19 protein-coding genes are annotated in these 21,182 nt (G+C 33.3%); all 19 read right to left on the bottom strand.

From position 1 onward, the window contains the following. Window positions 1-41: 41 nt before the first annotated feature. On the bottom strand, window positions 42-1,928 hold the full coding sequence (locus T537_RS0108810; RefSeq protein WP_027438647.1) for a heavy metal translocating P-type ATPase: 1,887 nt from the start codon (window positions 1,926-1,928) through the stop codon (window positions 42-44). Window positions 1,929-1,951: 23 nt separating this feature from the next. Beyond that, window positions 1,952-2,167: a cation transporter gene (locus tag T537_RS0108805; RefSeq protein ID WP_027438646.1), complete on the bottom strand. Its 216-nt coding sequence runs from the start codon at window positions 2,165-2,167 to the stop codon at window positions 1,952-1,954. Between the two features lie 64 nt (window positions 2,168-2,231). Further along, a complete protein-coding gene (locus tag T537_RS0108800) occupies window positions 2,232-2,567 on the bottom strand; it encodes an ArsR/SmtB family transcription factor (RefSeq protein ID WP_031557313.1) in 336 nt (111 codons plus the stop codon). A gap of 100 nt (window positions 2,568-2,667) precedes the next feature. Continuing rightward, window positions 2,668-4,026, bottom strand: a complete 1,359-nt coding sequence (locus tag T537_RS12500; RefSeq protein WP_051555033.1) for an HD-GYP domain-containing protein — start codon at window positions 4,024-4,026, stop codon at window positions 2,668-2,670. Between the two features lie 92 nt (window positions 4,027-4,118). Next, a complete protein-coding gene (locus T537_RS0108790) occupies window positions 4,119-6,035 on the bottom strand; it encodes an ABC transporter ATP-binding protein (RefSeq protein WP_031557310.1) in 1,917 nt (638 codons plus the stop codon). 11 nt (window positions 6,036-6,046) lie between these two features. Next, complete coding sequence (locus tag T537_RS0108785) at window positions 6,047-7,789, bottom strand: ABC transporter ATP-binding protein (protein ID WP_031557307.1); 1,743 nt, start codon at window positions 7,787-7,789, stop codon at window positions 6,047-6,049. 23 nt (window positions 7,790-7,812) lie between these two features. After that, on the bottom strand, window positions 7,813-8,244 hold the full coding sequence (locus tag T537_RS0108780; RefSeq protein ID WP_027438642.1) for a MarR family winged helix-turn-helix transcriptional regulator: 432 nt from the start codon (window positions 8,242-8,244) through the stop codon (window positions 7,813-7,815). A gap of 174 nt (window positions 8,245-8,418) precedes the next feature. Then, window positions 8,419-9,717, bottom strand: a complete 1,299-nt coding sequence (locus tag T537_RS0108775; RefSeq protein ID WP_027438641.1) for a glutamate-5-semialdehyde dehydrogenase — start codon at window positions 9,715-9,717, stop codon at window positions 8,419-8,421. A 95-nt stretch (window positions 9,718-9,812) separates the two neighbouring features. Beyond that, window positions 9,813-11,498: a sensor domain-containing phosphodiesterase gene (locus tag T537_RS0108770; protein WP_027438640.1), complete on the bottom strand. Its 1,686-nt coding sequence runs from the start codon at window positions 11,496-11,498 to the stop codon at window positions 9,813-9,815. Window positions 11,499-11,680: 182 nt separating this feature from the next. After that, window positions 11,681-13,132 carry an aminoacyl-histidine dipeptidase gene (locus tag T537_RS0108765; RefSeq protein WP_027438639.1) on the bottom strand — a complete coding sequence of 484 codons (1,452 nt, stop codon included), beginning with the start codon at window positions 13,130-13,132 and terminating at the stop codon, window positions 11,681-11,683. A 166-nt stretch (window positions 13,133-13,298) separates the two neighbouring features. Next, window positions 13,299-13,763 (bottom strand): MarR family winged helix-turn-helix transcriptional regulator, encoded by a 465-nt coding sequence (locus T537_RS0108760; RefSeq protein WP_027438638.1) that lies wholly within the window; start codon window positions 13,761-13,763, stop codon window positions 13,299-13,301. Window positions 13,764-14,135: 372 nt separating this feature from the next. Then, window positions 14,136-14,573, bottom strand: coding sequence for a 3-hydroxyacyl-ACP dehydratase FabZ (gene fabZ / locus T537_RS0108755; protein WP_027438637.1), 438 nt, complete (start codon window positions 14,571-14,573; stop codon window positions 14,136-14,138). A 12-nt stretch (window positions 14,574-14,585) separates the two neighbouring features. Then, complete coding sequence (gene fabF / locus T537_RS0108750; protein ID WP_031557305.1) at window positions 14,586-15,839, bottom strand: beta-ketoacyl-ACP synthase II; 1,254 nt, start codon at window positions 15,837-15,839, stop codon at window positions 14,586-14,588. A gap of 88 nt (window positions 15,840-15,927) precedes the next feature. Further along, entirely contained in the window at window positions 15,928-16,665 is a 738-nt protein-coding gene (fabG, locus tag T537_RS0108745) for a 3-oxoacyl-[acyl-carrier-protein] reductase (protein WP_031557302.1), read from the bottom strand. Further along, on the bottom strand, window positions 16,665-17,654 hold the full coding sequence (locus T537_RS0108740) for an ACP S-malonyltransferase (RefSeq protein WP_031557300.1): 990 nt from the start codon (window positions 17,652-17,654) through the stop codon (window positions 16,665-16,667). The genes fabG and T537_RS0108740 overlap by 1 nt, the downstream gene beginning before the upstream one ends. Window positions 17,655-17,667: 13 nt before the next feature. After that, on the bottom strand, window positions 17,668-18,606 hold the full coding sequence (locus T537_RS0108735; protein WP_031557297.1) for a nitronate monooxygenase: 939 nt from the start codon (window positions 18,604-18,606) through the stop codon (window positions 17,668-17,670). Window positions 18,607-18,619: 13 nt separating this feature from the next. Continuing rightward, on the bottom strand, window positions 18,620-19,579 hold the full coding sequence (locus tag T537_RS0108730; protein WP_031557295.1) for a beta-ketoacyl-ACP synthase III: 960 nt from the start codon (window positions 19,577-19,579) through the stop codon (window positions 18,620-18,622). Continuing rightward, the gene (locus tag T537_RS0108725) at window positions 19,567-20,421 is read right to left on the bottom strand and encodes an acetyl-CoA carboxylase carboxyltransferase subunit alpha (protein WP_051637204.1); all 855 of its coding nucleotides are present in this window, start codon (window positions 20,419-20,421) and stop codon (window positions 19,567-19,569) included. The genes T537_RS0108730 and T537_RS0108725 overlap by 13 nt, the downstream gene beginning before the upstream one ends. An 11-nt stretch (window positions 20,422-20,432) precedes the next feature. After that, window positions 20,433-21,182 (bottom strand): acetyl-CoA carboxylase carboxyltransferase subunit beta, encoded by a 750-nt coding sequence (locus tag T537_RS0108720; protein ID WP_027438631.1) that lies wholly within the window; start codon window positions 21,180-21,182, stop codon window positions 20,433-20,435.

Below are 21,182 nucleotides of genomic sequence, written 5' to 3'. Positions count from 1 at the left end.
CCAACTGTAACAACAATATGAGACTAAAGTTCTATAAAATACTATTTTTTGCCTAAAACTCTCATGGAATTAAGAATTGCAATTATTGCAACACCTACATCAGCAAATACTGCTTCCCACATATTAGCTATGCCAAGTGCACCAAGAATCAATACTATAAGCTTTACACCAAGAGCAAATACAACATTCTGTTTTACAATCTTTAAGGTATATCTAGCAATCCTTACCACAACTGGAATTTTAGAAATATCATCATCCATAATAACAATATCAGCTGCCTCAATAGCTGCATCTGATCCTAGGCTTCCCATGGCAATACCCACATCTGCTCTCATAAGAACAGGAGCATCATTAATACCATCACCTACAAAACCTAGTTTATCCTTAGATGAACATTCGCTAATTAATTCTTCAACGTTACTTACCTTATCTGTTGGTAAAAGTTCGTATCTGCAGTCAGTTAAACCTAAATCCTTAGATACTGCCATGGCCACATCTTTTCTATCGCCTGTTAACATTACAAGCTTTTTAAGACCTACCTTCTTTAAATTAGCAATTGCATCCTTAACACCAGCTTTAATACTATCAGTAATAGCAATACTTCCGATAAATTCTCCATCAAGACCAATATAACAAATAGTACCAATTGTTGGATTTAGCGTATATGCTATATTTCTTTCTTCCATTAATTTAGTATTACCTACAAGTAACACCTTACCATCCATCTTACATACAATACCATGTCCTGCAACTTCTTCTAAGTCAGTAACCTTAGTTAAATCAAGGTCTCCTTCATATCTTGCAAGAATAGATTTTGCAATTGGATGAGTTGATAGACCTTCTGCATGAGCTGCAAGTCTAAGAAGTGCCTTATCTGTAATGCCATTAATTGGTCTAATATCTGTAACCTTAAACTCACCCTTAGTAAGAGTTCCTGTCTTATCAAAGACAATTGTCTTCATTGCTGCAATAGCTTCAAGATAATTACTACCCTTAACTAATACACCAATTCTTGATGCTGCACCAATTCCACCAAAAAATCCTAGTGGCACTGAAATAACTAAGGCACATGGGCAAGATACTATTAAGAAAATACATGCTCTATGAATCCAATTAATAAATTCAAAATCACCGGTCATAATTCCAATTACAATTGGTGGAATTAATGCAAGTAAAACAGCACCAATTGTTACTACTGGAGTGTAGTATCTAGCAAATCTTGTGATAAAATTCTCCATTCTTGATTTCTTAGATGAGGCATTCTCTACAAGTTCTAAGATCTTACTAACAGTTGAATCTTCATAAGCCTTAGTTGTACGAATCTTAAGAATTGAATCGCCGTTAACACAACCACTAATAACCTCATCTGACACTCTTACCTTTCTTGGTACTGATTCACCTGTAAGAGCCTTAGTATCAACGAAAGATTCTCCATAAATAACCACACCGTCAATAGGAATCTTCTCACCTGGTCTAACAACTATTGTCTGACCAACTAATACATCTTCAGGATCAACTTCTTCAATATTACCATTATCGTCCTCTAAATTAGCAAAATCAGGAGCAATACTCATCATCTGTGCAATTGACTCTCTAGACTTTCCAACAGCATACGACTGGAATAATTCTCCTACCTGATAAAAAAGCATAACAGCCACAGCTTCAGTGAATTCACCTGTAAAATAAGCTGCAAAAGTAGCAATCATCATAAGAAAGTTCTCATCAAATACGTGACCTTTCTTTATATTCTTAAATGCTCTTAAAATAACATCATAACCTATAATTAAGTATGGAACTAAAAAAAGCAGGGCTACTATAAAAACATTTATTTTATCTAAAGCATTAATCTTCTCTAATACAAAAAGAATAACAAACAAAATTCCAGAACTAATAATTCGATTAAGCATTTTCTTTTGCTTTTTATTCATTTAACTCACATCCTTTATAATTACTAGAGAACAACCTCAAATTCATCCTCAGCCTTTTTACCAGCTTCAATAGCCTTCTTTAATACTTCCTCATAAATATCTTCGTCAGCCTCAAGCATAAACTTCTGAGTTAAGAAATTAACTGATGCATCCTTAACACCTTCAACCTTCTTAATAGCATCCTCAACCTTAGCTGCACAGTTAGCACAATCAATTTCACATTTAAATTTCTTCTTCATAATAATCTTCCACCTTTCAAAATCTCTTAAATCACTACTTAGTATTACTAAATACTTACTATATCTATTCTTCTATATGTTCTTTACCTTGATTAATAATTGTTCTTACATGATCATCAGCAAGATAGTAAATCATTGATTTTCCTTCTCTTCTGTTTCCTACTAGTTTAGAGCTCTTTAATATCTTTAATTGATGAGATACAGCTGATTGCGTCATATTTAAGTTATTAGCCAAATCCTGAACACAATACTCTGATTCAAATAAAGCATATAATATTCTTATTCTAGTTGAATCGCCAAAAACCTTAAAAAGTTCGGCTAAATCATATAATTCTTCCTCACAGGGAATTGTTTCTTTCTTTAATGTCTCTAAGCTTTCTTTAGCTTCCTTATCTGCCATAAGTTCCCTCCTTTTTATAATTTATCATATGAGCATTTATTCATATGAACTAATTTAAATATACCACTTTCTACCTAGTTGTCAATAGAAAGTGGTAATTTTATGTTAATTCATTCATTATTGTTCTTATATCTTCTTTATTCTCAACAAAAATCCTACCAAGAACCGGATCAAAATGCTTTCCTACATTGTCACTAATTATGTCCATTGCTTCATCAAAGCTATAAGATTTCTTATAACATCGTTCTGAAACTAAGGCATCAAATACATCTGCCACAGCCATAATTCTTGCAGAAATTGGGATTTCTTCTCCCTTTAGTCCATATGGATAGCCATTGCCATCCCATCTTTCATGATGAAAAGTTGCCACATCTGAAGCTATATTTATAAATTCCACTTCTTCAATACTTCCAAGGGCCTCTCTTATAATTCTTCCACCCTCTTTAGTGTGATTTTGCATGGTTGTATATTCATCATATGTTAGAATTCCTGGTTTTTTAAGGATTGAATCCGGTACATTTATCTTTCCTATATCATGCATAGGCGCCGCCTTTACTAAAAATTCAATATAATTTGGTGTAAGAATATTAGTAAAATAACCCTGCTTTCTAGCTAATTGAGCTAGCTTTCTAACATAAGCACTTGTTCTTGCAATATGAGTACCTGTATCTCCATCTCTACTTTCGATTAATGAAGCCATAGCATCAATAGTGGAATTTTGAATATTCATAATTCTAACATTATGACCGCTAATCTCCCTATTCTTCTCATTAATTTTAAATTCAAGAACATCATTATAATCCTCAAGTTTAGATGTAATTATATTACATAAGTAAACTATAAAAACCGTTGTAGCTATAATAAATATAATTGATATAAGTGAGATTATACTAATATTTATTAAGCGGAATTTAAGGGTATCCTTAGCCATATTAAGCTCATCATCAATCATTGACTCAAGCTTATTTAATGACTCTATAATATTTACTATCTTCGTTGATATTTCCTCATCTAGGCTTGAAACCTCATAAAAATCCTTGTCAGTATTTATGTTCTCTATGGCTATTCCTGTTAAATCAAGATATTCATTAATTTCATTATCTATGATTTCTAACATATCATCATAGCCATCATTTGACTTATTCTCTTTTAGTCTAGCAAGAATATCTCTAATTTCTGTTTCAATTGTATCCCTGTCGTATTTATTAATGAATTCAGAATTACTATTAGAAAAAACCTCACTATAGACATAAAAATTCTCTATATATATGTCTTCAGTTAGTTTTTCAATGTCATCTTTATTAGATAAATTAACCATAATTATTGTTTCATAATCATCTGTTGCCTTACCTATATTGTACTTCAAAACAATGATAACTACTGCACTTATTACGCCAAGAAGAATAACAAGCATAGCTGTGAGTAATGAAGTTGTTCTATCTGACCCTTTACTAAACATAAATTCTCCTTGCATAAAAAATGGCGTTATCTTTTTAGACAACGCCATTATTATAACATAATAAAACCTTTATAAAAACACTAGATTTTTATTTATTCAAGTTCAAATGCACCTGTATATAACTGGTAATATGTTCCCTTCTGTTCAATTAAGGTATCATGGTCACCTCTTTCAATAATTCTACCATGGTCAAGTACCATAATAGCCTGGCTATTTCTTACTGTTGAAAGTCTATGTGCTATTACAAATACTGTTCTACCAAACATAAGGTTATCCATACCTGCCTGAACAATAGCTTCTGTTCTTGTATCAATTGAAGATGTAGCTTCATCCAAGATCATAACTGGTGGATTAGCAACTGCAGCTCTTGCAATTGATAATAACTGTCTTTGTCCTTGTGAAAGGTTAGCACCATTGGCTGTAAGCATTGTATTATATCCATCTGGTAATCTTTCAATGAAGTGATGTGCATTAGCTAACTTAGCAGCTGCAATACATTCTTCATCTGTAGCATCTAACTTACCATATCTAATATTGTCTAATACTGTACCTGTAAATAGGTTAACTTCCTGTAATACAATACCAAGAGATTTTCTAAGGTCTGTTTTTCTAATCTTATTTATATTAATTCCATCATATCTAATCTTACCATCTTCAATATCATAGAATCTATTAATAAGGTTAGTAATTGTTGTTTTACCTGCACCAGTTGCACCAACAAAGGCAATTTTCTGACCAGGCTTAGCATATAATGAAACATCATGCAATACTAACTTATTCTTAACATAACCAAAGTCAACATCTTCAAGAACAATGTCACCCTTAAGTGGTGTATAAGTTACTGTTCCATCTGCCTTATGAGGGTGCTTCCAAGCCCAAAGAGATGTATCTTCGTTAGCTTCCACAAGCTCACCAGCTTCGTTATACTTAGCTCTTACAAGTGTAACATAACCTTCATCAAATTCAGGTGTTTCATCCATAAGCTCAAATACTCGTTTAGCACCAGCAAGACCCATAGCAATCATAGATACCTGCATAGAAACCTGACCTACTGTCTGCGATAACTGTCTTGCCATTGAAAGGAATGAAATAATAATACCAAGTGTTACTGTTCCACTAACGCCCATAACGATATTTTGTAAGCTTAAATTGTAAACCTTTAAATATACTAATAAGCCACCAATTACAGCAAGCACAACGTAAAGGATATTACCAATATTAGCAAGGACTGGCATAAGCATATTACCATACTTATTAGCTCTCTCACTAGCAAGGAACAAGTCTTCATTGATTTTCTTAAAATCATTCTTACTTTCTGTTTCATGATTAAAGACCTTAATTACCTTAGCGCCTTCCATCATTTCCTCAACAAAACCCTCTTCTTTAGCAAGAGTTCTTTGCTGATCAATCATATATTTAGCAGACTTACCACCAAAGTTTTTTACAACTCTTGTCATAAGGAAAATAAAAATACCAACTACTATTGTAAGCCAAATACTATAGCTTAACATCATTATAATTATGCCTATAATTGTAAGAGAACTTTGGAAAAGCTGTGGTAAACTCTGTCCAATTAACTGTCTAATAGCATCTGTATCATTAGTATATGTACTCATGATGTCACCATGAGCATGTGTATCAAAATACTTAATAGGTAATGTCTGCATTTTTTCAAACATATCATTTCTTAAATGCATCAATGTACCTTGCGTTACTGTTGCCATAAGCCTTGTATATATAAATGATGCTAACACACCAAGTACATAAATAACGCCCATTGTTATTATTATTCCAATAAACTTAGACCAAACTGCATCCATGCCAAGTCCCATGGCTGGAGTTATTACTTCATCAATAATTCTTTGTAAGAAAATTGTTGCAATTACAGATGCAAGAGCTGCAATTACTATACAAATAATAGTTACTACTAATTGAGGAGCATAATGCTTGAATACGTAGCCTATTAATCTGCCAAATGTATTGTCTTTTTCTACATTTTTCTTATTCATACATCTACCTCCTATTCTTCCTTTGACTTAGTCTGTGATTCAAATACTTCGTTGTAAATTCCTCCAAGGGCTACAAGTTCATCATGAGTACCCTTTTCAACAATTCTACCCTGATCTAGAACTAAGATAAGGTCTGCATCCTGAACTGATGAAACACGCTGTGCAATAATAATCTTAGTTGTTTCAGGAAGATATTTTGCAAGAGCTGCACGAATAAGTGCATCTGTCTTAGTATCAACAGCACTAGTTGAATCATCCATGATTAATACCTTAGGATTTTTAAGAAGTGCTCTAGCAATACATAATCTCTGCTTCTGACCACCTGATACATTAGTACCACCTTGTTCAATATAAGTGTCATACTTATCTGGGAAGCCCTGAATAAATTCATCAGCGCAAGCAAGCTCACAAGCTTCTTTGATCTGCTCATCTGTAGCTTCCTTATTACCCCAACGAAGATTTTCCTTAATTGTTCCTGAGAATAGGACATTTTTTTGTAATACAACTGAAACTGCGTCACGTAGGGCTACTAAGTCATAATCTCTTACGTCAGTTCCGCCTACTCTTACCATACCCTTTGTTGTATCGTAAAGTCTTGGAATAAGCTGAATAAGTGATGTCTTTGAATCACCTGTACCACCTATAATACCAACTGTCTGACCTGATTTAATATGAAGATTAATATTAGTAAGAGCATAGTTTTCACTAGTTTTCTTATATTTAAATGAAACATCATCAAAATCAATTGCGCCATCTCTGATTTCTGTCTTGCCATTTTCTGGTGACTTTAAGCTACTTTCTGTCTCAAGTACTTCTACAATACGATCTGCAGATTCTGCTGCCATTGACACCATAATAAATACAAAAGAGAACATCATAAGAGATGTAAGAATCTGTACACCATAAGTTAAAAGTGATGATAACTCACCAGTTGAAAGGCTTGTAGCACCTGAGTTTACAATAATCTGTGAACCAATAAAGCATACAAGTAAAATTGATGTAAACATACTAAGCATCATTGTTGGTGTATTTAGAGCAATAAGCTTTTCAGCTCGTGTAAATTCTCCTCTTACATCATCTGAAGCTTTAAAAAATTTCTTAGTTTCATAGTCTTCTCTAACAAAAGACTTAACAACTCTAATTGCAGAAACATTTTCCTGAACTGAATTATTCATTGCATCATACTTCTTGAAAATTCTCTTAAAAATTGGATGAACCTTGAAAAAGATTCCAAAAAGAACAAATGCAAGAAAAGGTATAATACACACAAAAATAAGTGCCATCTTAACATTAATTGTAAAACTCATTACAACTGAGAAGATAAGCATAAGTGGAGTTCTAACAGCAACTCTAATTACCATTTGATATGCATTCTGTACATTAGTAATATCTGTTGTAAGACGTGTTACAAGTGAAGATGTTGAAAATCTATCTACATCTGCAAATGAAAAATCCTGAATTTTAAAGAATACGTCCTGTCTTAAGTTCTTTGCAAAACCAGCTGAAGCTGTTGCACCATATCTAGCTGACATAGTTCCACAAAAAAGTGATGCCATAGCCATTACGAATAATATAAGTCCATATTTTATAATAGGTGTCATGGATTCACCTGTCATGTCATTAATTAGTTCTGCCATAATTAATGGAATAATACATTCAAGTATAACTTCTAATGTAACAAAAAGTGGTGTTAAAATAGAAGTCTTTTTGTATTCCCTAATACTACCCATTAAAGACTTTACAATTCTAATCATAAATAACTTTCTTTCCTTTCATTTTAATCATTTATGTTTTTAAGATTGGCCATAATAATATTAGTGACCCTATCGAAAACATCTAAATCTTCATCGCTAATACCAACTTGTGTATCTGCCTCAAATTTAAGTAAATCTCTTGTTATGCGTTCTTCGTGTTCCCTAGATTTATCTGTTAGGACAATTTTTTTAAGTCTAGCATCGCTTTCTACGCTCATTCTTTCAATAAGCCCCTTTTTTTCCATTCTCTTTAATAATTCTGAAGCTGAAGACGGTCTTAGATCGAATTCAATTTCCACATCCTTTTGAAATGTAATCTTGTCCTGGTTAAGGATTAAATAATGTATAACTCTACCCTCAGCACCATTTATTCCAGTAGAATCTGCTAGCTTATCAAATCTTCTCTTTATCACTCTATCAAGCTTACATAATCTACTTACTGCGCTTTCATTCATATCTTATTCCTTTCGTATACCCATTGTCTCTCGGTAACAAATCCAAGCATCCTTAAAAATAAAAAATACTTCGCACACGAATAGTTCGTCACCTAACAATTCGTATACGAAGTATTATAACATTTCTTTTATATTTTTCAACTGTATTGTATACAATTAATAATTTGTTTAGATTTATATATCTCTATGGGTAAATTTAGATTTTCCAGTGGCATAATCAGATACTATCTGTCCATTTCCCACAAGCTTATACTTATAAGTTACAAGACCTTCAAGTCCTACAGGACCTCTTGCATGTATCTTACTTGTACTAATTCCTACCTCAGCACCAAAGCCATATCTAAATCCGTCTGCAAATCTTGTAGATACATTTACGTAAACCCCAGCAGAATCAACCATATTCTGGAATTTATCTGCTGCCTCTTTATTATCAGTAATTATACAATCTGTATGATGTGAACCGAATTTATTAATATGCTTTATTGCATCCTCTAGGGAATCTACAATCTTAATACCAAGCTCAAATCTTGAATATTCCACGTTAAATCCATCATCAGCTATTTCATTAACATTAATTTCATCCATTTCATTTTTAACAAAATTAACTACTCTAGAATCTGCATTAACAACTACATCTTTAGCTTGTAATGTCTTAATTAAATCTATAAGTATTGTCTTTGCAATATCCTTATGGACAAGGATTGTTTCCACCGCATTACATGCTGCACTATACTGTGTCTTGGCATCTACAACCACAGGAATTGCAATATCTTTATTGGCATCCTTATCAATATAAATATGACAAATACCATCTGCATGTCCCATAACCGGTATCTTAGTATTATTCATAATATATTGCACAAACTTATTAGAACCCCTTGGAATAAGTAAATCCACAAGGCCATCACACTTTAATAATTCATCAATTTCAGAATGGGCCTCTGCCTGCATAAGACACATCTTAGGAAGTCCAACACTTATAACTGCATCTCTAATAATTTCAAAAAGGCATTTATTACTTTCCTTTGTTTCCTTGCCACCCTTTAAGATAGCGCAATTACCACTCTTAATACAAAGTGTGGCAATCTGAACTAGGGCATCAGGTCTTGCCTCAAAAATAACTCCAATTACACCAATTGGCACAGTTACTCTCTTTAATATAAGTCCCTCATCTAGTTCCCTATTTAAAGTAATTTTTCCAACTGGATCATCTAAGGTTTCAAGCTGTCTAATTCCTGTTAATACATCCCTTAATTTGTGTTCATCAAATTTAAGTCTCTTTTTAACAGATTCAGATACATCTAAAGAATCGGCATTAATTAAATCTATACTATTAGCTTTAAAAACCTCTTCTTTTCTAAGTTCTAGACTCTTCGCTATTGCTTCTAGGGCTTTGTTTCGCAATTCTATAGAAGAAGCCGCTAAATCCATAGACACTTCTCTCATTTTTATAACATCTTCTCTTACTGACATGTCACTTCCTCCTAACTAACACATAAACTACAAAACCATTATAAATTAACCCAAAGCCAAAACTCAATACTCTAAATCCACACTATAAACTAATTTTACTCATATTTAACAAGCCTATCATCATAATATAGTTTAAACCTATCAATTACCATCGGCTTGCCATAGTAATAACCTTGAAAAGATGTAATATAATAATTAGCCCTTATATATTCCATTAATTCCTCAGTTTCAATGCCAACTACGCACACTTTCATATTTAGATTTCTCATGCAATCAGTTAATGATTTAAGTATAATTGACTTATTTTTATTATTTCTAATATCATCAATGAAATCTTTTTCAATCTTAATTTTATTTATTGGATACTTATAAAAAAGCTCTACAGAGGCATTTCCTCTACCATAATTATCAATTACAATATTAACTCCCTTGGTTTTTAAATATATAACCTTATTTTTAATATCTGCTTGTTGCAATGTTCTATATTTAGTTGTTAACTCTAAATGAATATTTTCATAGGGAATTTTTTCTTCCTCTAAAATCTTCTCTAAATCATGTATAAATCTATCATCTTGAATTTGATTTTCAGATATATTTAAACTTATATAGAATTTCTTATTATTCTTTATAAGTTCCTTGCCTTCACTTACAGCTTTTTTAATAATCCAATTACCTAATTCATAGAATAAAGGATCTTCTTCAACATATTCCATAAAAGAAGCTGGTAATAAAGAGCTTCCCGTTTCACTATTCCACCTAAGCAATGCTTCCATACCTATTATTGATTCTGTATTAGCATCAACAATTGGCTGATATACTAAATAAAAGCCCCTAAAATTTTTATGCAAAGCCCTTGTAACCTCATCCCGAATTTTTTGCTTACTTCTACTTAGATTCATATATTCGTTGTCATAAATATCAAATGACTTCTCACTATTTTTCTTAGCATACCCAACAACATAGTAAAATACCCTATCAAATGTACTTTCCATATCTTCATAATCATTAGAATCAATTAACCCGCCATAACATTCAACACTAATATGAACATCATTAACAATAATTCCGTTTTTAATATAATCTCTTACATCCTCATAGATTTTAATTAAGTCATCATTACTATATTCTTCATTTTTAGAAACAATAGCAAATCGAAGGCCATCACACTTGTAACAATTTTTTTGATCCACCTTGTCACTAATGTACTTAGCTATATTACTTATAACCTCATTACCATTCTCATATCCATATATAGAATTAACCTTACTAAAATTTCTAAGACCAATAAATAAAACCTTACATGGCACATCTTCTATCTGAACTAATCTAAGCTCATTATTTAGTGCAGTCTTATTATTAATTCCGGCAATAGCATCTAATCCAAAAGTAAAATCAACATTTTCTACAACTCCAAAGAAAAACTTTGGCTCTCTATTGCTATTTTTAATTAATCTAGCTCTAGTTGTACAATAAATATATTTGCCAGATACAGTCTTAATGTGATATGAAATATTAAAAACGTCTATCTCACCACTAAATAAGCTATCTGCAAACTCTATATATCTAACCCTATCCACTGGATGAATACATGAGTTATAATATGCCTCTGAATCAACCACGTTCATGTCACAAGATGGTAAGCCTATTAAATCCTTTAATTCTTCTGACCAATGCACCTGCTGCTGTTTATAGTCAACAAAAAAAGGATATACTTTCCCTATCTTATCGCTAAAAAGCTCTACTAACTCCTCTAAATAAACAATATTATTCTTATTATCCATTAGTCCCCTCTTAAATTATTGTTATTTAACGTCTTTTATTTATATAATCTTTTTTAATATTATCATAAAAAGTTTTTAATTTCAATATGAATATATAATCAAAAAAGCCCTCCAATTAGACTAAAAACGCCATTTTTAGCCTAATTGGAGGGATATAAAAATCTATATATTAATATTTGTTATTACTTTAAACTTGCTAATACATCAACTAAGTAATTCCATGATCTAGCTACACTTGCTACATCCATAGATTCCTTTGGTGTATGAACATCCTTCATATCAGGACCAAATGATACTGCATCTAATCCCTTAATCTTACCAGCAAATAAACCACATTCAAGACCAGCATGAATTGCCTGAATTTCTGGTTCTCTACCATACTGTCTCTTAAATGAATCCACCATTACACTACGTAACTTAGAATCTGCATTGTATTCCCAAGCTGGATATTCACCCATTGTTGTAACATTACCACCAAGAATAGTTGCTAAACTTTCAAGCTGTAAGTATAAATCCTGTTTTTCTGATTCTACTGAACTTCTTACTGAATAAGAGAATGCAACTTCATCATCCTTAGTTTCTAAGATACCAAGGTTAAGTGATGTCTGTACTAAACCTTCAATATCAAAGCTCATACTCTGAATACCTAATGGTAAGTTCATTAAAGCTGTAATAACTTTCTTAGTTGAATCTGTGTCTAAGCTTTCAATTTCAGCATTAGCATCAACTACTAAAGTAACTGCTACATTACTATCTGTTGTCTTATATTCATGCTTAAAATCAGCTTCACATTTGCTAACAACTTCCTTAACTTCATTCATATCAACATCAGCAGCAAATACAAGTTCTGCCTTAGAAGCTCTAGGAATAGCATTATCCTTAAGACCACCATTTACTGCTACTAAATTAAAGCTAAATTTCTTAGAAAGAGCATATAAAACTCTACCTACTAACTTGTTAGCATTAGCTCTACCCTTATTAATTTCTGTACCTGAGTGACCACCTAATAAGCCATCAACTGTAATAACAGCCTTAGTTCCACTTACAAGATTCTTCTTAGTTGGAAGGTGAAGAGTAGCTGTCATACCACCTGCACAACTTGCAAGTAAAATACCTTCTTCTTCTGAGTCAATGTTAATCATAAGCTTTGACTTAAGTGGAGTTGTATCAAGATCAGCAGCACCGAGCATACCAATTTCTTCATCTACTGTAATTACAACTTCAAGTGCTGGATGCTTAAGAGTATCATCATCTAATACAGCAAGAGCATAAGCTACAGCAATACCATCATCGCCACCAAGAGTTGTTCCCTTTGCACTAATAATACCATCATTAAGTTCTAGTCTAAGGGCATCCTTCTTAAAATCGATATCGCAATCATCTTCTTTTTCGCAAACCATGTCCATATGACCCTGAATAATTACAGAATCGCTGTTCTCATAACCTGCTGATGCATCCTTAAAAATAATTACGTTATTTAATTCATCCTGAATATACTTTAAATTATGCTCCTTAGCAAAAGAAACTAAATAATCACTAATCCTCTTAGTATCTGTTGAGCCATGAGGAATCTTTGTAATTTCTTCGAAATAATAAAAGACCTTCTCTGGCTGTAATCCTGTCAAAATTCCCATTTATGTACCTCACTTTAAAAATATTCTTGCAATTCACATCTACTACTAAATATATGTATTTATGGATAACCACAAATATAATACTTTATATTCTATAATAAATAAGCCACCACTTCAAGCCTGAAGTGGTGGCTTATATAGTCTACCAATATTCAATATAAAAGCATTACTGAGGAATTACACGATTCTTGAAATCTGGAACCTCTGGCATCATTTCAGATGACATAAGCTCTAAGATATGAGAAAGGGATTCTAACTCTTCCTTAGTAAGATTATCTTTCATTCTCTGAATTACTGTATTAGCGTAGTTAACGCTAAAATTGAAGTAGTCAAGATACTTATCTGTTACTTCAAGATAAGCCTCTCTTCTATCTGCGCTTGAAGGAATTCTGTTTAAATAACCCTTCTTAACAAGGCAATTTACCTTATAAGCTGCATTTGGAGGTGAAATACCAACAAACTTGGCAAATTCACTAATTGTAGGCTTATTCATTGCATAGATAACTTCCATACAAAATGTTTCCACTGTTGTTAGAGTTGCTTCACGATTTCCAAAGTTAACGAAAACATCCTTATAGAAGTGCAACTTGAACTTGTTGTAGACGTCGAAAAAAAGTTCATCAATTGTCATTGTTTAAATCCTCCAATCATGAGTATTTTTATCTTTTAAGACAAAACATGCACAACGTCTCATAGCTTAACATGAAATCTTTCCAAAATCAATATATTTATTTAAAATAATATGTAAAATTTTCATAACATAAGTGCACTCTTAAAAGATATTGACCTAACCAATGTGTCGAAACTTCGCTTGAATGTATTATAGCATACTTTTTTAAAAAAATCTAATATGTAAATTGATTTACCAAAACCGCATAAACACAGCATTTTTTAAGTGTTACATTTTTTTAACATTTAAAAAGCCAGTATTTATGCGGTTTCTGGATTAATATATTTTTACAATTTTTTTGAAATTTTTAGTTTATTTTTTGTTTTTTATGATTTATTCTGTTCTATCACCAATAGCAAAAGTAAGCTCTGCAACTGCTGCCACTTTACCTTCTACCTTAGCTGTAGCCTTACCAATACCTACATTACCTTTTCTATTAATAATTTCACATTCTAATTCAAGCTTATCACCTGGAACTACCTGGCGCTTAAATCTTGCATTTTTAATTCCGCCAAAGAATACAACCTTACCTTTATTTTCTTCTTCGGATAAAAGTGCAATCGCACCTGTTTGAGCAAGAGCCTCTATAATAAGAACTCCTGGCATTACATGCTGTCCTGGGAAATGTCCAAGAAAGTGCATTTCATTAGCACTAACACACTTTACTCCCTTAGCATATTCTCCTGGCTTATAATCCAATACTCTATCAACTAAAAGAAATGGATATCTGTGTGGTAATATTTTTTCTATCTGATTTGAGTTTAATTCCATAATTTCCTCCAATTATTCATTTACTGACTTAAATACTAATGAAACATTATGTCCGCCAAAGCCAAATGAATTTGACATTGCATAACGAATCTGTCCTTCTCTTGCCTTATCTCCTAGACAGTAATCAAGATCTAATTCTTCCTCTAATTCCTTAGTATTAATTGTTGGTGGAATAATGTTATTTTCCATACTTAAAACTGTAATAACAGCTTCAACTGCTGCTGATGCACCAAGTAAATGTCCTGTCATAGACTTTGTTGAACTCATAACTAATTCCTTAGCATGATCCTTAAATACAGTCTTTACAGCTCTTGTTTCACCTAAATCATTAAGATGTGTTGATGTACCATGTGCATTAATATAATCAATGTCATTAGTATCAATAGCTGCATCAGCAATTGCTAGTTCCATACACTTAGCAGCATACTTTCCTTCTGGATGTGGAGCAGTTACATGATTAGCATCGCAGTTAGCACCATAGCCTACAATTTCACCTAAGATCTTAGCTCCTCTTTTCTTAGCATGCTCGTATTCTTCAAGACAAAGACAAGCAGCACCTTCACCCATTACAAAACCATTTCTATCCTTATCAAATGGAATTGATGCTCTATTTTTATCTGTTGCTGTACTAAGAGCTGTTAAACTTGTAAAGCCACCAATTGAAAGAGTTGTAATAGCACTTTCAGAACCACCTACAAGCATAACATCAGCATAACCATCTCTAATATAGTGGAATCCATCACCAATAGCATTACCACTACTTGCACAAGCTGTAACTGCACAGCTAGCCATACCATGAAGACCGAATCTAATAGCAATATGACCTGCTGCCATATTAGAAATTGTCATAGGAATGTAATGAGGACTTACCATATCAAAACCTCTCTTCATTCCTCTTTCATATTCTCTTTCAGTAGTTGCAATACCACCGATACCACTTGACATAATGCAGCCGTATCTTTCTCTATTATCTACTTCTTCATCATGCTCTTCAAAAATACCAGCCTGATGACAAGCATCTGTGGCAGCAGCTATTGCATACTGTACAAAAAGATCTAATTTTCTAGAATCCTTTTTCTCTACGTATTTACTGATATCAAAATCCTTAACTTCAGCTGCAAGTGTAACCTTTCTATCTGTAGTATCATATTTTGTTATCTTATCAATACCACACTTACCATGTGTTACACCTTCTAAAACATCATCAAGATTATTACCAATAGGACTTACAATTCCCATACCTGTAATTACTACTCTCTTACCCATTATTTATCCTTTCCACTTGTCTTATTTACTCTATACATTTTTAGAACCCTCTCGCATTAGAATTTGCCTTTGGCAAATCTGCTCAGGGCTACATCGCCATACCGCCATCAACACCAATAACCTGTCCTGTTATATAGCCTGATTCTTTAGATGCAAGGAATGCTACTGTGTTAGCTATATCACTAACCTGACCCATTTTCTTAGATGGGATTGAATTAATTGTTGCAGTTTTTGCTGCATCTGTCATTGCTGCAGTCATATCTGTCTCAATAAATCCTGGAGCTACTGCATTAACAGTAACATTTCTAGATGCTAACTCTTTAGCCATAGATTTTGTTAAACCAATAATTCCTGCCTTAGAAGCTGAATAATTTGTCTGACCTGCATTACCATGAACACCAACAACACTTGTTAATGAAATAATTCTGCCATATTTAGCTCTCATCATTAATTTATAAGCTTCTCTCATGCAATAAAATGTTCCATAAAGATTAGTCTTTATTACAGCATCAAAATCCTCATCGCTCATACGAAGTGCAAGGCCATCTCTTGTAATACCTGCGTTATTTACAAGAATATCAACCTTTCCAGTTACTTTAACTGCTTTCTCAAATAATCTCTTACAATCTATAGAAGATGAAACATCAGCCTGAACTAAAAGGCAAGTAACACCTAAGTCCTCAATTTCTTTGGCTGTTTCCTTAGCAGCATCAATACTTGAGTTATAGTTAATTACAACGTTGCAACCTCTTTTTGCAAATTCTAGAGCAATTGCCTTACCAATGCCCTTAGCACCACCTGTTACAATACATGTCTGTCCCTTCATTAGCTTGCCATCTCCTTTACTACTATTTCATAATCTGCATATGAATCAATTGAATATACTTTAATACCATCAACTGTCTTTTTAACAAAACCAGCCAATGTCTTTCCAGGTCCGATTTCAACAATTGTATCCACGCCCATTTCCTTTAATTTTACAATTGTCTGTTCCATCTTAACTGGACTCTTTACCTGAGCAATTAATAAATCAGATATCTTATTATCATTTTTTTCATCTGCAATAGCATTAAAAATAACCGGCTTATTAAGTTCCCTCTCATCTACTAATAAACCATTAGTGTCATCGCTAAAATAGTTAGCTAATGCCTTACTTGCTGGTTCCATATATCTTGTATGGAATGCTGAACTAACCTTTAATGCTACGCATCTTTTTGCTCCTGTGGCCTTTAACATTTCTTCTGCCTCTGTAACCAACTTACTAGCACCTGAAATTACTACCTGTCCCTTACAGTTGTAATTAGAAATGTCAACGCTTAGAAGCATCTCACCCTTCTCTTTTCTTTCTTTATTCTCACCATCATATTTTTTATTTATTTCTTCAAGAACAGGTAAAATCTGCTCACCTGATAAACCAAGAACTGCACTCATCTTAGTATCAAGTCCATTAGCAGCATCCTGCATAGCAGCTCCTCTAAAGCCAACTAGTTTAATTAATTCCTTACTAGTAAGCACACCAGCTCCATAAAGAGCGCTATATTCGCCAAGGGATAAACCGCCTAAAAAATCTGGCTTAATACCATTTTTATATAAAAGCTTAGTTACACCTGCGGCAAATCCTGCAAGACAAGCCTGAGTATATCTTGTGTTATTAATACGTCCTTCTTTATCTTCAAAGCAAATTTCCTCTAAGTCAAAACCTGCCTCGTCCTTAATATCATCTAAAAATTCTTTAAAATCTTTATCATTGTCATAAAAGTCTTTACCCATTCCTACTTTCTGACTTCCCTGACCTGCATAAAGAAAAGCTAACATATTTCTTATCCTCCTATACTGCAATATTTGGTAATTCTACTAAACGTTTTCTTGTATTCTCCATAAGTTCATCAAGAATTACTTCAAGAGGTCTGATCTCATTTAACTGACCACAAACCTGACCTGACATTAAAGAACCCTCATCCACATTGCCGTCAAATACAGCTTTTCTTAATGAACCAAGAGTATACTTTTCAAGCTCATCTCTTGTAGCACCACTTTTTTCAGCCTTTGTGTATTCTCTAGCCATTTTATTTTTAAGGATTCTTACAGGAGCATTTACAGATCTACCTGTAACAACTGTTCCATTATCTTTAGCTGCAAGAATAGCCTTTTTGTAGTTTTCATGAATTGGGCATTCATTACTTACAAGAAGTGATGTACCAATCTGAACGCCACAAGCTCCAAGGCTAAGTGCTGCTGCAAACTGTCTTCCATCTGCAATACCACCTGCTGCAATTACAGGGACATTAACTGCGTCAACCATCTGTGGTACAAGTGTCATTGTTGTCATTTCGCCTACATGTCCACCACTTTCTGTACCCTCAGCAATAATCGCATCTGCTCCACAATCAATCATTCTCTTAGCAAGCATAACTGATGCCACAACAGGGAATACCTTAATTCCAGCACCCTTAAATGCATCCATATACTTTCCTGGATTACCTGCACCTGTTGTAACTAAATCAACCTTTTCTCTTACAAGTAAATCTGCCATTTCATCACAGTGAGGATTCATAAGCATAAGATTTACACCAAAAGGCTTATCTGTTAGTTTCTTAGCCTTATGAATTTCTTCTTCTAACTTAGCTGCATCCCAACCACCTGCTGCGATTATTCCAAGGGCACCTGCATTAGAACAAGCTGCTGCAAACTCACCTGTTGCAATATTAGCCATTGCACCCTGAATAATTGGATACTTTATATTTAAAATTTCGTTTAATAATTTCATATTTGCCTCCCTATTACCTGTAACTAACTAGTATTCCGCCCCATGTAAGGCCTGCTCCAAATCCTACAAGATAAGCCTTATCACCAGCTACTAGTTCTCCTTTTTCCTGCATTTCCTTTAAAGCAAGAGGTACACTAGCTGCTGATGTATTACCATAGTGGTCAAGATTCATAAAAAACTTATCTTCTGGCTGCTTAGTTGATCTTATTACATGATTAATAATTCTTTTATTAGCCTGATGACAAACTATATGATCTATTTTCTCTAGGGAATACTTAGACTTTTCTACTAATTCCTTTAAGACTTCCTCAATTGCTCCAATTGCAAATCTATAAACTGCGCTACCATCCATATAAAGCTTCTTGTCATTAGCTACACCACCACATACTAGGCATTTATCATCACCTCTTGTGTGAGCTATAGAAGCATATACATCATCCTCTTTTAACTTAACCACTGCTGCTCCAGCGCCATCGCCAAATAATACACAAGTTGAACGATCTGTAAAATCAAGAATCTTACTAAATTCCTCAGCGCCTACTACTAAAGCATAAGTGTCACGACTTCTCTGGCTTAACATATCCTTGCAAACACTAAGTCCATAAATAAATCCTGAACAAGCTGCACTTAAATCAAATGCCATACAATCTTCATTAAGTCCAAGCTCTCTTGCAACTAGACAAGCTGTTGATGGAAAAGCATAGGTTGGAGTTGCTGTTGCAACAATACAAATTCCTATTTTATCGGCTTCAATTTCTGAATCCTTAAGAGCTTCTTTTGCTGCTATAATTGCTAACTCTAACTGATTCTCATCGCTTTTATAGTCATTTATATTACAAAGTCTTCTTGTCTTTATTCCTGTTCTTGTGCTAATCCATTCATCTGAAGTCTCTAAAAATTCGCTAAAATCATCATTTGTAAAAGCTTTTTGTGGTACGGCCTTACCTAAACCTATAATATTTAATCCGTCCATTTACTTGCTTCACCAATATTTAAAACTGGTGCCCTTTCACCTTCAATATGTCGATATTTTTCATATCTAGAATTTACTAAACTTTCTTTATCTTTCTGATTAAGACTTGTAATTTCCTTGATAAGAAGGCTATCAAGCTCTCTTATCATCTTCTCAAATCCATCCTTTGTTGTAATGGATTCTTCTTCTCTTACAACTCCATCAATTATTCCAAACTTGTATAAACTATCTGCTGTTATATTCATAACCTCACAAGCTTCCTTAACTCTTTTGCTGTCTTTCCAAAGAATTGAAGCAAAACCTTCTGGTGATAAAACTGCATATATAGCGTTCTCAAGCATAATAATCTTATCTGAAACACCTATTGCTAGGGCTCCACCACTGCTTCCCTCACCAGTTACAACACTAATAATTGGTGTCTTTAATCCACTCATCTTGGCAATATTTGTTGCAATGGCAATGGATTGTCCATTTTCTTCAGCTTCCATTCCAGGATATGCTCCCGGTGTATCTATAAAAGTGATAATAGGTCTATTAAATTTTTCAGCCTGTTCCATAAGTCTAAGGGCTTTTCTATAACCTTCAGGACTTGCCATACCAAAATTGTATTTTACATTCTCCTCTAGGTTCTTTCCCTTTCTATGTCCAATAACTGTTACTGGAATACCATGAAAACTAGCTATTCCGCCTAAAATAGACTTATCATCCCTAGCTAATCTGTCTCCGCAAAGTTCTACAAAATCGTCAAATAAAGCCTCAACATAATCATTTACCTTTGGTCTATCCTTATGTCTGGCAATTTGGACTCTTTTATAAGCACTTATTTCTTCTTTTTTTGCCATACTTACTCCTCTTATATTTCCTTATAGCCATGTAATTTTAGTAACTTATATAACTGCTCTTTCATTTCATCTAAAGGCACTATTTTATCTACCATTCCATGCTCTAACTGAAATTCAGATCTTTGAAAACCTTCTGGTAATTTCTGCTTTATTGTCTGCTCTATAACTCTAGGTCCTGCAAAACCAATTAATGCATTAGGTTCTGCAAGGATAATATCTCCTAAAGTAGCAAAACTTGCACTTACACCACCTGTTGTAGGATGTGTCAAAATAGAAATATATAAACCGCCACTATTCTTAAAACTTTCAATTGCAGCACTTGTCTTTGCCATCTGCATTAAAGAAAACATACCTTCCTGCATTCTAGCTCCGCCACTTGCGCAAAAAATAATTAATGGCAACTTTTTTTCTTTAGCTAATTCACAAGCTCTTGTAACCTTTTCACCAACTACTGTTCCCATGCTTCCCATTAGGAATCTTTTGTTTAATTCTACTCCAACAAAATCTATCCCTTTAATCTTTCCAATGCCAACTAATGCTGCATCGTTAACCCCTGTGCTGTCATAGTTCTCATTTAATTTCTCATCATATTCAGGAAAATCTAGTGGATTATTAAACTTGAAATTACCAAGAATTTCTTTAAATGTTCCGGCATCAGAAACAAACTTTAATCTTCTGCCCGTCATAGAAAGCATTTTATTTTTAGTTCTTTGTTTTCTATAAGCTAATAAAACTTTTCTTTTATTGCTAAAAACATTCAT

The sequence above is a fragment of the Lachnospira multipara LB2003 genome (assembly GCF_000702205.1).
GTDB classification, from domain to species: Bacteria; Bacillota; Clostridia; order Lachnospirales; family Lachnospiraceae; genus Lachnospira; species Lachnospira multipara_A.
Note: the sequence above shows the minus strand (reverse complement) of the source record. Positions and strands in the feature narration are given on the sequence as shown.

Coding starts and splice junctions, on each gene's coding strand:
- T537_RS0108810 (WP_027438647.1), bottom strand. CDS start 1,928: ATGAATAAAAAGCAAAAGAAAATGCTTAATCGAATTATTAGTTCTGGA.
- T537_RS0108805 (WP_027438646.1), bottom strand. CDS start 2,167: ATGAAGAAGAAATTTAAATGTGAAATTGATTGTGCTAACTGTGCAGCT.
- T537_RS0108800 (WP_031557313.1), bottom strand. CDS start 2,567: ATGGCAGATAAGGAAGCTAAAGAAAGCTTAGAGACATTAAAGAAAGAA.
- T537_RS12500 (WP_051555033.1), bottom strand. CDS start 4,026: ATGTTTAGTAAAGGGTCAGATAGAACAACTTCATTACTCACAGCTATG.
- T537_RS0108790 (WP_031557310.1), bottom strand. CDS start 6,035: ATGAATAAGAAAAATGTAGAAAAAGACAATACATTTGGCAGATTAATA.
- T537_RS0108785 (WP_031557307.1), bottom strand. CDS start 7,789: ATGATTAGAATTGTAAAGTCTTTAATGGGTAGTATTAGGGAATACAAA.
- T537_RS0108780 (WP_027438642.1), bottom strand. CDS start 8,244: ATGAATGAAAGCGCAGTAAGTAGATTATGTAAGCTTGATAGAGTGATA.
- T537_RS0108775 (WP_027438641.1), bottom strand. CDS start 9,717: ATGTCAGTAAGAGAAGATGTTATAAAAATGAGAGAAGTGTCTATGGAT.
- T537_RS0108770 (WP_027438640.1), bottom strand. CDS start 11,498: ATGGATAATAAGAATAATATTGTTTATTTAGAGGAGTTAGTAGAGCTT.
- T537_RS0108765 (WP_027438639.1), bottom strand. CDS start 13,132: ATGGGAATTTTGACAGGATTACAGCCAGAGAAGGTCTTTTATTATTTC.
- T537_RS0108760 (WP_027438638.1), bottom strand. CDS start 13,763: ATGACAATTGATGAACTTTTTTTCGACGTCTACAACAAGTTCAAGTTG.
- fabZ (WP_027438637.1), bottom strand. CDS start 14,573: ATGGAATTAAACTCAAATCAGATAGAAAAAATATTACCACACAGATAT.
- fabF (WP_031557305.1), bottom strand. CDS start 15,839: ATGGGTAAGAGAGTAGTAATTACAGGTATGGGAATTGTAAGTCCTATT.
- fabG (WP_031557302.1), bottom strand. CDS start 16,665: ATGAAGGGACAGACATGTATTGTAACAGGTGGTGCTAAGGGCATTGGT.
- T537_RS0108740 (WP_031557300.1), bottom strand. CDS start 17,654: ATGTTAGCTTTTCTTTATGCAGGTCAGGGAAGTCAGAAAGTAGGAATG.
- T537_RS0108735 (WP_031557297.1), bottom strand. CDS start 18,606: ATGAAATTATTAAACGAAATTTTAAATATAAAGTATCCAATTATTCAG.
- T537_RS0108730 (WP_031557295.1), bottom strand. CDS start 19,579: ATGGACGGATTAAATATTATAGGTTTAGGTAAGGCCGTACCACAAAAA.
- T537_RS0108725 (WP_051637204.1), bottom strand. CDS start 20,421: ATGGCAAAAAAAGAAGAAATAAGTGCTTATAAAAGAGTCCAAATTGCC.
- T537_RS0108720 (WP_027438631.1), bottom strand. CDS start 21,182: ATGAATGTTTTTAGCAATAAAAGAAAAGTTTTATTAGCTTATAGAAAA.